The 13057-nt window shown below is 72.2% G+C and carries 11 protein-coding genes; 8 read left to right on the forward strand and 3 right to left on the reverse strand.

Annotation, left to right across the window (positions count from 1 at the left end; genetic code table 11):
* Positions 1-8 precede the first annotated feature (8 nt).
* On the reverse strand, positions 9-635 hold the full coding sequence (locus ABD355_RS01770; protein ID WP_344398180.1) for a TetR/AcrR family transcriptional regulator: 627 nt from the start codon (positions 633-635) through the stop codon (positions 9-11).
* 118 nt (positions 636-753) lie between these two features.
* Between ABD355_RS01770 and ABD355_RS01775 the strand changes: the two genes are divergently transcribed.
* The 3 genes from ABD355_RS01775 to ABD355_RS01785 all read left to right on the forward strand — a co-directional run bounded on the left by ABD355_RS01775 (position 754) and on the right by ABD355_RS01785 (position 3583).
* A complete protein-coding gene (locus tag ABD355_RS01775; protein ID WP_344398182.1) occupies positions 754-1380 on the forward strand; it encodes an alpha-ketoglutarate-dependent dioxygenase AlkB in 627 nt (208 codons plus the stop codon).
* 179 nt (positions 1381-1559) lie between these two features.
* A complete protein-coding gene (locus ABD355_RS01780) occupies positions 1560-2306 on the forward strand; it encodes an MBL fold metallo-hydrolase (RefSeq protein ID WP_344398184.1) in 747 nt (248 codons plus the stop codon).
* Between the two features lie 41 nt (positions 2307-2347).
* The gene (locus tag ABD355_RS01785) at positions 2348-3583 is read left to right on the forward strand and encodes a DUF4032 domain-containing protein (RefSeq protein WP_344398186.1); all 1236 of its coding nucleotides are present in this window, start codon (positions 2348-2350) and stop codon (positions 3581-3583) included.
* A 1-nt stretch (position 3584) separates the two neighbouring features.
* On the opposite strand, the gene ABD355_RS01790 is transcribed toward ABD355_RS01785, so the two are convergent.
* Positions 3585-4457, reverse strand: a complete 873-nt coding sequence (locus tag ABD355_RS01790; RefSeq protein WP_344398188.1) for a universal stress protein — start codon at positions 4455-4457, stop codon at positions 3585-3587.
* Between the two features lie 61 nt (positions 4458-4518).
* Here ABD355_RS01790 and ABD355_RS01795 point away from each other — a divergent pair, with 61 nt between their 5' ends.
* The 5 genes from ABD355_RS01795 to ABD355_RS01815 all read left to right on the forward strand — a co-directional run bounded on the left by ABD355_RS01795 (position 4519) and on the right by ABD355_RS01815 (position 11590).
* Positions 4519-4872: a VOC family protein gene (locus ABD355_RS01795; protein ID WP_344398189.1), complete on the forward strand. Its 354-nt coding sequence runs from the start codon at positions 4519-4521 to the stop codon at positions 4870-4872.
* Between the two features lie 103 nt (positions 4873-4975).
* On the forward strand, positions 4976-6652 hold the full coding sequence (locus ABD355_RS01800; protein ID WP_344398190.1) for an NAD(P)/FAD-dependent oxidoreductase: 1677 nt from the start codon (positions 4976-4978) through the stop codon (positions 6650-6652).
* Complete coding sequence (locus tag ABD355_RS01805) at positions 6649-8106, forward strand: ATP-binding protein (protein ID WP_344398192.1); 1458 nt, start codon at positions 6649-6651, stop codon at positions 8104-8106. Before ABD355_RS01800 ends, ABD355_RS01805 begins: the two co-directional genes overlap by 4 nt.
* Positions 8103-8453 (forward strand): UBP-type zinc finger domain-containing protein, encoded by a 351-nt coding sequence (locus ABD355_RS01810; protein WP_344398193.1) that lies wholly within the window; start codon positions 8103-8105, stop codon positions 8451-8453. Before ABD355_RS01805 ends, ABD355_RS01810 begins: the two co-directional genes overlap by 4 nt.
* 164 nt (positions 8454-8617) lie before the next feature.
* Positions 8618-11590, forward strand: coding sequence for a helix-turn-helix transcriptional regulator (locus ABD355_RS01815; RefSeq protein WP_425585701.1), 2973 nt, complete (start codon positions 8618-8620; stop codon positions 11588-11590).
* A 2-nt stretch (positions 11591-11592) separates the two neighbouring features.
* Here the strand turns inward: ABD355_RS01815 and ABD355_RS01820 are convergent, their stop codons facing one another.
* Entirely contained in the window at positions 11593-12840 is a 1248-nt protein-coding gene (locus ABD355_RS01820) for an SGNH/GDSL hydrolase family protein (RefSeq protein ID WP_344399022.1), read from the reverse strand.
* Positions 12841-13057: the final 217 nt, after the last annotated feature.

Genomic DNA, 13057 nt, shown 5'->3' on the forward strand with positions numbered 1-13057 from the left:
CGGGGATCTCATCGGGAGGTGTTGCTGCCGTCGGTCAGCAGCGCGGTGAGCAGTTGCTTGAGCCAGCCGCGGGCGCCGTCGACGTCCTTGTCCAGCAGCAGTTGGGTGGTGACACCGTCGTACGCGGCGACCACGGCGTGCGCCGCGCCGTCGATGTCGCCGAGCACGGCGGGCAGTTGGGCGAGGCCGTGCGCGCGGGCGAGCCGGTCGGCGACCGCCTGCCGCAGCCGCGCCCGGTGTTCCAGCAGGGTCTCGGCGACCTGGGGATCGCGGGCGGCGTGCACCAGGAAGTCCGTCTTCACCAGCAGCCAGTCCAGGTCGAGGAGCAGTACTTCGGTGACGCGGTCGACTGCGGCGGGCACGTCCAGGTCCGGTCCGTCCAGGGCGAGGGCACCGGAGACCTGGTCCGCGATGAGGTCGGCACGCTGCCGGTAGAGGGCGAAGAACAGCTCGTCCAGGCTGTCGAAGTTGGAGTAGAAGGCCCCCCTGCTGTACCCGGCGGCCTCGCAGACCTCCTCGATGGAGACCCGCCCGAAGCCCTTGGCGGCGAACACGGCGAAGGCGGCGTCGAGGAGGTTGGCGCGGGTGCGGACCCGGCGCCTGGTCACACGTGGGGCCGTCTGCTCGGTCGGCATCTCTTCGACCTCCGTTCGATACAGGAATGTATCCGATACATCGATGTATCGGAAGGTGGGCCTGGCGCCACTCCGACCGATAGGAACAGATTTTCGAATAGAGGGGTACGCTGGATCTGTGGACACACACCTCCAGGGCTCACTGTTCGACCAGACCGACGAGTTGCGTCTCGGCTCCCTCGACGGGATCCGCCGGACGCACCTCGGCCTCGGCGCCTGGATCGACGTCCTGCCCGGATGGCTCGCCGGCTCGGACACTCTGTTCGAACAGCTGGCCGCCGAGGTGCCCTGGCGTGCGGAGCGCCGCAAGATGTACGACCAGGTCGTGGACGTACCACGGCTGCTCGCGTTCTACGGTGCGGGCGACACACTCCCGCACCCGGTGCTGGACGAGGCGCGCGAGGCGCTGTCCGCGCACTATGCCGACGAGTTGGGCGAGCCGTTCACCACGGCGGGGCTCTGCTACTACCGCGACGGGCGGGACAGCGTCGCCTGGCACGGCGACCGGATCGGGCGCGGCGCCCGCGAGGACACCATGGTCGCCATCCTCTCCGTGGGCACGCCCCGCGACCTGATGCTGCGTCCGATGGGGGGCGGGGAGAGCGTGCGGCGCCCGCTGGGGCACGGCGATCTCATCGTGATGGGCGGCTCCTGCCAGCGGACCTGGGAGCACTGCGTCCCGAAGACCACACGCGCCGCGGGACCGCGCATCAGCATCCAGTTCCGCCCGCACGGCGTGCAGTGAGGCGGAGAGGCGGCCGCTTCTGCTGCACGCAGGGGGCTGCCTCCGGCGGACGGTGCCGGAGGCAGCCCTTCGGCATGTACCCCTGAGTCCGCAGATTGGCGTGGACCTGCCGCTTCCGGTGCGGGCCGGGTCTGCTTTGCTTGTGCCGTCGGGCAGGGACCTCACCACGCGGGGCAATCATGCAGGCAGACGTGCGGCAAGTCGCCGACGGCATTCACCTGGTACACGGCAGCAACACCAACTGGGTGATCCTCACCGAGGGCGACGAGATCACCCTGGTGGACACCGGCTACCTCGGAGACCGGGAGCAGCTGCTCGCCTCGCTGGAGGCGGTGGGCGGTGCGCCGGAGGCCGTCGCGGCGGTGTTGATCACCCATGCGCACAACGACCATCTGGGATCCGCCGAGTATCTGCGCTGCACCTACGGCACACCGGTGTATCTCCACGAGGCCGAAGTGCCGCACGCGCGCCGGGAGTTCCTCCAGCAGGTAACCGTCGGGCAGGTCGTGAGGAACAGCTGGCGGCCGGGGGTCCTGCCCTGGTCGGTGCACACCCTGCGCGCCGGCGGCATGGCCCATGTGCCGGTCGCCGCCCCGGAGCCGTTCCCGGCGGCGGGCCCGCTGGACCTGCCGGGCCGCCCCGTGCCGGTGCACACGCCCGGCCACACCGACGGCCACGCGGCCTTCCACCTGCCGGACAGCGGGGTGCTGATCTCGGGCGACGCCCTGGCCACCGGCCACGCCACCTCGCGGATCCAGGGGCCGCAGCTGCTGCCCGACATGTTCCACCACGAGCGGGCCCGTGCCGTGGCCTCGCTGGACATCCTGGCCGCACTGGACGGCGAACTGCTGCTGCCGGGACACGGCCCGGTGCATCGCGGTCCAGTACGTGAAGCGGCACTTCAGGCCAAGGAGCGTGCCCTCTAAGGTGAGGTGACGATCACCCGCGAGGCAAGGACACGCACGCCATGGCACTGCAGATCAGCGCGACGAACCCGGAGCACCCCGCGCTCCTGCTGGCCCTGCCCTGGCATCTGCCCCTGGAGGAGTGGCCCGACGAATACCTCGTCCCGCTGCCGCGCGGCATATCCCGCCACGTCGTGCGCTACGCCCGCGCCGGCGACGAGGTGATCGCCGTCAAGGAACTCGCCGAACGGCCCGCCCTGCGCGAGTACGAGCTGCTGCGCGACCTGGACCGGCTGGGCATCCCCGCGGTGGACCCGCTGGCCGTGGTCACCGGACGCGCCGGCCAGGACGGCGACCCGCTGGAACCGGTGCTGATCACCCGGCATCTGCGCGGCTCGCAGCCGTACCGCTCGATGTTCGAGACGACGATGCGACCGGCCACCATGCACCGCCTCATGGACGCGCTGGCCGTGCTGTTGGTGCGCCTGCATCTCGCCGGGTTCGCATGGGGCGACTGCTCACTGTCCAACACCCTCTTCCGGCGCGACGCGGGCGCCTACGCCGCCTACCTCGTGGACGCCGAGACCGGCGATCTGCATCCCCGGCTCAGCGGCGGACAGCGCGAGTACGACCTGGATCTCGCCCGGGTGAACATCAGCGGCGAGCTGCTGGACCTGGAGGCCTCGGGGGCGCTGCACCCGTCCGTCGACCCGGTCGAGTTCGGCATGGAGATCTGCGCCCGCTACGGGGACCTGTGGCAGGAGCTGACCCGCACGTCCGTGTACCCGGCCGGCAAGTACCACTACATCGAGCGCCGCATCCGCCGCCTCAACGAGCTCGGTTTCGACGTGGCCGAGATGCAGATCCAGCACTCCTCCAACGGGGACACCGTCACCTTCGTCCCCAAGGTCGTCGACGCCGGCCACCACCAGCGCCAGTTGCTGCGACTGACCGGGCTGGACGCGGAGGAGAACCAGGCGCGGCGGCTGCTGAACGACCTGGAGAGCTGGATGGCCACCCAGGACGACTACGCGCCCGGCGACCCCCTCGCGGCCCGCCCCGAGGTGCTGGCCCACCGCTGGGTACGGGACGTCTTCCGGCCCACCGTGCGCGCCGTACCCCTCGAACTGCGCGGCGCGATGGACCCGGCGGAGATCTACCACGAGCTGCTCGAACACCGCTGGTACCTGTCCGAGCGGGCGCAGCACGACATAGGGCTGGACACGGCGGTCGAGGACTACATCGAGAACGTGCTGCCCAAGGCGCGCGAGACCCTGGAGCCGGTCACCCCGGAGTGACTCAGGCGTGCGGTACCACGGCCACCGGGCAGTCGGCGTGGTGCAGGACGCCGTGCGCCACCGAGCCGATGCGGGCGCCGACGGCCGTGCGGTGCGCGCGCCGGCCGACGACCATCAGCTGGGCCCGTCCGGCCACCGACAGCAGCACCTGGCCCGCACTGCCGATCTCCAGGTGCTCGATCACATGCACATCGGGGAAGCGCTCCCGCCAGGGCTGCAGTGCGGCGGCCAGTGCCTTCGCCTCGAACGGTTCCAGGCCTCCTGCCTCGTCCAGGAGGTGCATCGAGCCCAGGCTGTACGCGAACACCGGCGGCAGCGTCCAGGCCCGCACCGCACGCACGGTGGCGCCGCGAGCGGCCGCCGTCTCGAAGGCGAACCGCAGGGCGTCGGCGCTGTCGTCCGGTTGGCCCTGCTGACCGACGACCACCTCCCGTCCGGCGGCCTCGGCCGTCGGCTGGTCGCCCGCGCGCACGAGCACCACGGGCCGCGTCGCCTCGGCGATCACCTGCTGCCCCACGGAGCCGAGCAGGAAGCCGACGACGGGCCCGTGCCCGCGTGAGCCGAGCACCAGCATCTCGGACTCCGCAGCCGCCGCGAGCAGCGTGTCGACCGTCTCTCCCGCCACGACGTCCGTGGTGACGTCGAGGTCCGGATGGCGCGCGGTGACACTCCGCACAACCTCGGCCAGCGCGTCCTTCACCCAGCCGGCCTGGGTGCCCGGGTCCGCCGCGTCGATCGACTCGTACGGCTGGAAACGCCACGCCTGCACCACGCGCAGCGCCAGCCCCCGGCGCACCGCCTCCCGCGCCGCCCAGTGAAGTGCCGCAATGCTCTCCTCGGTTCCGTCGACACCTGCGGTGATCGGGCGGGTCATGCGGCTGCCTCCCAGTCTCGTGATCAGGTCGCTCGGATCCAGTCTTCACTACGCTCCTGCCATGGCCATGGAATGGGGGCAAGTGAACGTCGACGCGGCCGACGCCGTCGCGCTGGGCCGGTGGTGGGCCGAGGCGCTCGGCTGGGTCGTGGTCAACGACGCGGCCGACGAGTTCGAGATCCGGCCCGAGAAGGACCGACTGCCAGGACTGATCTTCGCCCCGGTACCGGAGGGCAAGACCGTCAAGAACCGCCTGCACCTCGACTTCCGCCCCGACGACCAGGACGCCGAGGTGGACCGGCTGCTGGCGCTGGGCGCGCGGCGCGTGGACGTCGGACAGGGCGAGCAGACGTGGGTGGTGCTGGCCGACCCCGAGGGCAACGAGTTCTGCGTGCTCCGCTCACGGGCCGCCTGACTCGTCCCGGAGCGAACCGGGACGATCGAACATACGATGGGCGGAGCCGGCGCGGTGACGAGGTCCCCGCGCCGAGCATCCGGCCACTCGGGGTGGGAGACGTATGGCACAGGCGTCCGACGCAGCGCGGACCGTCATCATGACCGTGGACGACGATCCGGGAGTCTCCCGGGCCGTGGCCCGTGATCTGCGGCGGCGCTACGGCGAGTCGTACCGGATCGTGCGCGCGGAGTCCGGCGAATCCGCGCTGGACGCGCTGCGGGAGCTGAAGCTGCGCGGCGACCTGGTGGCCGTGATCCTGGCCGACTACCGCATGCCGCAGATGAACGGCATCGAGTTCCTGGAGCAGGCCCTGGATGTGTATCCGGGTGCCCGGCGGGTGCTGTTGACCGCGTACGCGGACACCAGCGCGGCCATCGACGCGATCAACGTCGTCGACCTGGACCACTATCTGCTCAAGCCCTGGGACCCGCCCGAGGAGAAGCTCTACCCCGTTCTCGACGACCTGCTGGAGGCCTGGCGCTGCAGCGACTTCCGGCCGGTGCCCAGCACGAAGGTGGTCGGGCACCGCTGGTCGGCGCGGTCCTCGGACGTACGGGAGTTCCTGGCCCGCAACCAGGTGCCCTACCGCTGGTACTCGGCGGACGAGCCCGAGGGCAGGCGGCTGCTGGCGGCGGCCGGGCAGGACGGGCAGCGGCTGCCGCTCGTGATCACCCCGGACGGGACGCCCCTGGTCGAGCCGGAGGCGCCCGAGCTGGCCGCGCAGGTGGGACTGGCGACCACGCCGGCGGCGGACTTCTACGACCTCGTCGTCATCGGCGGCGGGCCCGCCGGGCTCGGGGCCGCCGTGTACGGGGCCTCGGAGGGCTTGCGGACCGTGCTCGTGGAGCGGTCGGCGACCGGCGGGCAGGCGGGGCAGAGCTCGCGGATCGAGAACTACCTGGGCTTCCCGGACGGCGTGTCGGGGGCGCAGCTGACCGATCGGGCGCGGCGCCAGGCGGCGAAGTTCGGCGCCGAGATCCTCACCGCGCGCCAGGTGACGGGACTCGAGGTCAACGGGGCCGCGCGGACCGTGCGGTTCTCCGACGGCTCGGCGGTCGCCGCGCACAGCGTGATCCTGGCGACCGGCGTGTCGTACCGGCAGCTCGACGCGCCGGGCTGCAACGACCTGACGGGCTGCGGGGTGTTCTACGGCTCGGCGCTGACCGAGGCGGCCTCCTGCCAGGGCCACGACGTGTACATCGTCGGCGGCGCCAACTCGGCCGGGCAGGCGGCGATGTACCTGTCCCGGGGCGCCAAGTCGGTGACGCTGCTGGTGCGCGGGCCGGACCTGTCCGCGTCGATGTCGTACTACCTGATCCAGCAGATCAACGAGGCGCCCAACATCTCGGTGCGCGCCCGCACGGTCGTCGAGTCCGCGCACGGCTCCGGCCGGCTGGAACAGCTCACCCTGCGCGACACGGAGACCGGCGAGACGGAACTCGTCGACGCGCAGTGGATGTTCGTGTTCATCGGTGCGGCCCCGCTGACCGACTGGCTCGACGGCACGGTGCTGCGCGACGAGCACGGGTTCATCCTCGCCGGGCCCGATCTGACCCCGGACGGGCGCCCGCCGGCGGACTGGGAGCTGGACCGGCCGCCGTATCACCTGGAGACCAACATTCCCGGCGTGTTCGTGGCGGGCGACGCCCGCGCCGAGTCCGCGAAACGGGTCGCGTCCGCCGTCGGAGAGGGAGCCATGGCCGTGATGCTCGTCCACCGGTATCTGGAGCAGTCGTGAGCGGGCAGGTCATGCCCTGCAGCCCGCAGGAGATCGGTTCGCTGTTCCTGTTCGAGAAGCTCACCCCTCAGCAGCTCGGGCGGCTGTGCAGCGAGGGGCGGGTGGAGCGGTTCGAGGCGGGGCCCGTGTACACCGAGGGCGAGCCCGCGACCTGCTTCTTCGTGATGATCGAGGGTACGGTCGTGCTCTCCCGCCGGGTCGGCGGTGACGACGTCGAGGTGACCCGCACCTCGCAGCCCGGCGTGTACTCGGGCGCCATGCAGGCCTACCTCGGGGACCGGGTCCGGCAGCTGTACAACAACTCCATGCGCGTGACGGAGCAGACGCGGTTCTTCGTGCTGCCCGCGGACACGTTCGCGGCCGTCATGCAGGAGTGGTTCCCGATGGCGGTCCATCTGCTGGAGGGGTTGTTCTTCGGTTCGAAGAGCACGCAGCGGGCCATCGGGCAGCGCGAACGGCTGCTGGCGCTGGGCTCGTTGTCCGCCGGGCTCACCCATGAGCTCAACAATCCGGCGGCGGCGGCCGTGCGGGCCACCGCGACGCTGCGCGAGCGGGTCGCGAAGATGCGGCACAAGCTGGGCGTCATCTCCGCGGGCCCGTATCCGCGCGAGGCCCTGGCCAACCTCATCGAGGTCCAGGAGCGCACCGCCGAACTCGTCGCCAAGGCGCCGACGTTGAGCCCGCTGGAGGCCGCCGACCGGGAGGACGCCCTCACCGACTGGCTCGACGACCACGGCATCCCGGACGGCTGGCGGCTCGCGCCCACGTTCGTGCAGGCCGGTCTGGACATCGACTGGCTGGACCAGGTGGCGGCGGACGTGGATCCGGAGATCCTGCCCGGGGCGATCGGCTGGCTCAACTACACGGTCGAGACCGAGCTGTTGATGGACGAGATCGAGGACTCCACGACGCGTATCTCGCACCTGGTCGACGCGGCCAAGCAGTACTCGCAGCTCGACCGGGCCCCCTACCAGAGTGCCGACGTCCACGAACTCCTCGACAGCACACTGCTGATGCTCTCGGGCAAGATCGGTTCACGGATCGAGGTCGTCAAGGACTACGACCGCACCCTGCCGAAGATCCCGGCCTACCCGGCGGAGCTGAACCAGGTGTGGACCAACCTGATCGACAACGCGGTCCACGCCATCAACAGCACCGGCCAAGAAGGCACGTTGACGGTGCGGACGGCTCGCGACCACGACCGGCTGCTGGTGGAGTTCCGCGACACCGGGCCCGGCGTGCCGCAGGAGATCCGCGGCCGCATCTTCGACCCGTTCTTCACCACCAAGCCGGTGGGCGAGGGCACCGGGCTGGGTCTGGACATCTCCTGGCGGATTGTCGTGAACAAGCACCACGGCACCCTCCAGGTGGAGTCCGAACCCGGCGACACCCGCTTCCAGGTCCTGCTGCCCCTGACCGCGACGGACGACGACACACCGGAGGAGCCCGCATGACCAGTGGCAACGGAATCGACCCCGCCGTCCCGCCGAGCGGCAGCGGGTGCGTCGAGTGCGACGCGGTCGGCGGCTGGTGGTTCCATCTGCGGCGCTGCGCGCAGTGCGGGCACATCGGCTGTTGCGACGACTCGCCCGCCAAGCACGCCACCGCCCACTACCGGGAGACCGGCCACCCGGTGATCCGCAGTTTCGAGCCGGGCGAGGAATGGTTCTGGAACTTCGACACCAAGGAGCTGTACGAGTCCGGGCCCGACCTCGCTCCCCCGGTGAGCCATCCCGCGGACCAGCCGGCGCCGGGCCCTGCCGGGCGGGTGCCAGCGAACTGGGCGCAGACGCTGCGCTGAGCGCTCCGCCGGTGATGCGGTGAATTGTCTGCGGGTACGTCGTGGCTGGTCGCGCCGACGCAGCGGTGCCGCAAATCGATACAGCCCCGCGCCCCTTTGGGGCGCTCCCGAAGCGCCGCGGACTTGTCAGTGGCGCGTGCCAGGATGGATCCGTGCCGCAGACCATGTTCACCACGCCGCTGATCGGCCGGGACGAGGAGATCGCCCGGCTCGACGGAATGCTGGAGCGTGCCCGGGGCGGGGAGGCCCGGGCCGTGCTGCTCGCCGGGGACGCCGGGGTGGGCAAGACCCGCGTGCTGGACGAGGTTGCGGGACGAGCCACCCGGGCCGGGATGACGGTCCTCACCGGACACTGCGTCGACCTCGGTGACGTCGGGCTGCCGTATCTGCCGTTCACCGAGATCCTGGGCGCGCTGGCGGCCGACGAGCGGTTCTCCGATGCGCTGGCCCGGCATCCGGTGGTGGACCGGCTGCGGGGTGCCGGGACGGACGCGGTGCGGGACGAAGGGAGCCCCGCCACGCGTTCGGACAGTGGCGGAGGGCGGCTGCGGCTGTTCGAGGGCATGGCGGGGCTGCTGGCCGACCTGTCGGAGATCGCTCCGCTGCTGCTGGTCCTGGAGGACCTGCACTGGGCCGACCAGTCCTCTCGGGACCTGCTGCGCTTCCTGCTCAGCCGCGGCATCCTGCAGCGGCCGGCCGGCGGCGCGCCCACGCACCGGCTGGCGGTGTTCGCCTCCTACCGGGCGGACGATCTGCACCGACGCCACCCCCTGCGCCCCCTCCTGGCCGAGCTGGTACGGCTGCCCGCCGTGGAGCGGCTGGAGCTGCGCCCCATGGCGGACGCCGAGGTGACCCGGCTGGTGCGCGCGCGGCAGGCGCGCCCGCTGCCGGAGGCCACGGTCCGCGGGATCGTCGAGCGCGCCGAGGGCAACGCCTTCTACGCGGAGGAGCTGCTCGCGGCCACCGACACGGAGGCGGGCGGTGTCCCCAGCGGCCTGGCCGACGTCCTCCTCATCCGCATCGAGCAGCTGTCCGACACCGCCCAGCAGGTCCTGCGCACCGCCGCCGTCGCCGGGCGGCGCGTGGAGCACGACCTGCTGCGCGAGGCGGTCGGGCTGCCGGAGGACGAGCTGGAGGCGGCCCTGCGCGAGGCCATCGGCCGTCAGCTCCTGGTCCCCGGTGACGCCGACACCTACGCCTTCCGGCATGCGCTGGCCCGGGAGGCGGTCTACGCGGATCTGCTGCCCGGCGAACGGGCCCGGCTGCACGGCGCGTTCGCCCGGCTGCTCGCCGGACGCGGGCACCCGGCGGAGAGCGCCGCCGAGCGGGCCCACCACTACCGCGAGAGTCATGACCTGGCCGAGGCACTCGCCGCCTCCCTGGAGGCGGCCGAGCACGCCGACCGGGTGGGCGCACCCGCCGAGGAGCTGCAGCACCTGGAGACCGTCCTCGACCTGTGGGCCTCGGTCGACCCGGCGGCCCGGCCCGCGGGCGACGGCATCGACCGGGTGACGCTCACCCTGCGCGCCTCGGCGGCGGCCGCGCACGCCGGTGAGTCGCACCGGGCGGTGTCCCTCACCCGCGCCGCACTCGCCGGCATCGACCAGGACACGGACTCCGAACTCGCCGCCCGGGTCCGGTACACCCTGGCCGGCAATCTGATGAGGGTCGACAACCTGGCGGCCGCGTTCGCCTACAGCAGCGAGGCACTCGCCATGATCCCCGCCGAACCACCGACCCGGACATGGGTGTGGGCGGCGGCCACGCATGTCCTTGCGGCCCGCCACATCGGGGACGACGAGACGGCGCTGCGGGTCGCCCACCGGGCCCTGGGCATGGCCGAGCAGCTGCGGGTCGCGGACGCGCAGGCCGACCTGCTCATCTCACTGGCGATCCTGGAGGGCGGCGGCCGCCGCACCGTCGAGGGCCTTGAGCGGCTGAAGGAGGCCCGGGAGCTGGCCCGGCGGGCGGGGAACGCGCCGGTGGAGATGCGCGCCCTGTTCAACCTGGCCGTCGGCTGCTTCGAGGCGGGTGACCTCGAGGGCTGTCTGCCGTGGGTGACCGAGGGTCTGGAGCGCGCCCGGCGGGCCGGGCTGCTGTCGTCGCCGTATCCGCTGGAGATGCGTTTTCTGCATCTGCTGGCGCTGTACACCCTGGGCCGCTGGGACGAATGCGTGCGGGCCGCGGCGGCCGACGCGGACGTGCTGCCCCCGGCGGGCGGCTATGCGATGGGGCCCGCGCTGTATGTGGCGCTGGCCCGCGGGGACATGGGCGCCGTCGAGCGGGCGCGGGCGCTGCTGGAGGGGCCCTTCGACTGGATGGCCACGCTGGTCGCGGGCATCGCGCTGACCGAGGCCGCCGTGCTGCGCGGCGAGCCGGAGGCGGCGGTGGAGCGGGTCCGCGCGACGGTCGCGGCGCTGACCGACGAGGCAGGCCACCTCCCCGCTGCCTCGGTGCGGTTCGCGGGGCTCGCCCTGACGGCGGTCGCCGACGCGGCCATGGAACTGCGCTCGTCCGGCGGCGAGTGGCACCGCTGGAAGGACACCGCGGACGAACTGGTCGAGCTCGCCCGGCAGACGGCCCTGAACGGCGAGGACGGCACCCCGCAGGGGCCCGAGGGGATGGCCTGGCTGGCCCGCGCCGAGGCGGAGTGGCTGCGGGCGGTGTCCGGGCCGGACGCGGCGGCCTGGGAGAAGGCGGTGACCGCGTTCGGCTTCGGGGACGTGTACGAGCGGGTCCGCTGCCAAGCGCGCTTCGTGGAGGCCCTGTTGGCGGCCGAGCGGCGCGAGGAGGCGGCCGTGCAGGCCCGCGAGGCGCGAGCGGTGGCCGAGCGGCTCGGCGCGGCGCCCCTGCTGGAGCGGATCGACGCCCTGATACGCCGCGGCCGCCTGGCCACCGCCCCCTCGGACGGGGAGCGCCCCTCGCCGCTGACCTCCCGGGAGCAGGACGTGCTGCGGCTGCTCGCCCGCGGCCGCAGCAACCGACAGATCGGCGAAGAGCTGTTCATCACCGGCAAGACGGCCAGCGTCCACGTCTCCAACATCCTGGCCAAGCTGGGTGCTTCGAGCCGCACGGAGGCGGTGGCCATCGCCTACCGGCAGGGGCTGATCGCAGCGGAGCCGACGGCATCGGGCTGACCTCAGCCGCCTGAGTGCCGGGCGGAGCAGTCGAGGCTCCTCAGGTCGACGGCGTCGGCCAGGGCCCGCATGCCCTTGTCGTCGGGGTGCAGATGGTCACCGCTGTCGAAGACGGGACGGACGCGCTCGGGGTCGGAGGGGCTGCGCAGGACATGATCGAAGTCGGTGACGGCGTCGAACTCGCCGCTGCTACGGATGAATCGGTTCACTTCCCCCCGCACCTTCTCGCCGGCCGGATCCCATTCCGGCCAGCCCTTGTACGGGGCGACGGTCGCGGCGACGACGCACTTCCCGGCCGCGTGCACCCGCTCGACGATCTCGCGGTAGCCGGCGATCAGGTCCTGGGCGGTGACTCCGGTGCGGGCCTTGATGTCGTTGACGCCTTCGAAGAGGAAGACGGTGCGGACGCCCGGCTGGGACAGGACGTCGCGCTGCAGGCGCTTCAGGGCGCTCTGGCCGCCGCCGTCCGCGAGGACCTGGTTGCCCGAGATCCCTTCGTCCGCCACACCTTCGACGTGGCCGGCAAAGGACCGCAGCCGACGGGCGAGGTAGTCCGGCCAGCGGCGGTCGAGGTCGGTGGTGGACTGCCGGCCGTCGGTGATGGAGTCGCCGAGGGCCACGACCGCTGCGGTGCCGGCGGGCGGGCGTACGGAGACGGCGTCCAGGTAGAACCACGAGCCGGTCGTCTGCGTCCAGTGTGCGGCGCCGGCCTCGGCGGTGTGGTCGCCCTCGCTCCTGTAGGACGTCTGCAGGGCCAGCCAGTGACCGGTCGCGGGTCCTGCGGCGTCCGGTGAGTGGATGCTGACCACGAGGTCGGTCGCGGCGGGCAGCCGGCCGGGGAGGGGATCGCTGAGGGCGGCGGCGCCCGCGGGGACGCTGACGGAACGGGCGCCGCCGAAGGTCAGACGGTGATTGCTGCCGGGGACCAGTCGGGCGCCCTGCTGCCGCAGACCGGCGTAGACGCTGTCGAAGGTCACCGGCCGGTCGCCGAAGGCGTTGGAGAGCCGGATCCGCAGGTCGCTTCCGGTTGTGCTGGTGTGGACGACGAGCCGGTAGCCACGGTCGGCGACCGCGTCGTTCATGCGCTCGGCGCTCGCACCCCAGGTGACGACCTCACGGCGGTCCGCGGGCGCTCCCACCACGGTGAACGGGGCCTGTTCGTCGGTTGCGTGCACCGGGGTGGCCTGGACGGCACCGGCCAGCAGCAGAAGGGCGCCGAGTCGGCCGGCCCGGGCGAAGCGGGCGTTCACCGGGCGATGCCCTTCCAAGTGACGGAGCCGCTCGTCGAGGTTTCCGGGGGACATCCACTCCTCCAGCTGGACGGGCTTGGGGCTCACCTGCGGGAGACACAGCTGCGTGCATTGTCGCACTTGAGTTCGGCCACCGCAGTGCAGTGATGACTGGGCCCTTCAACAGCCGGGCTTTTCAGAAGCCGGGCCCTTCAGAAAGGGTGGATGTGCCGGATCC

The organism is Streptomyces longisporus (genome assembly GCF_039532765.1).
Taxonomy (GTDB): Bacteria; Actinomycetota; Actinomycetes; order Streptomycetales; family Streptomycetaceae; genus Streptomyces; species Streptomyces longisporus.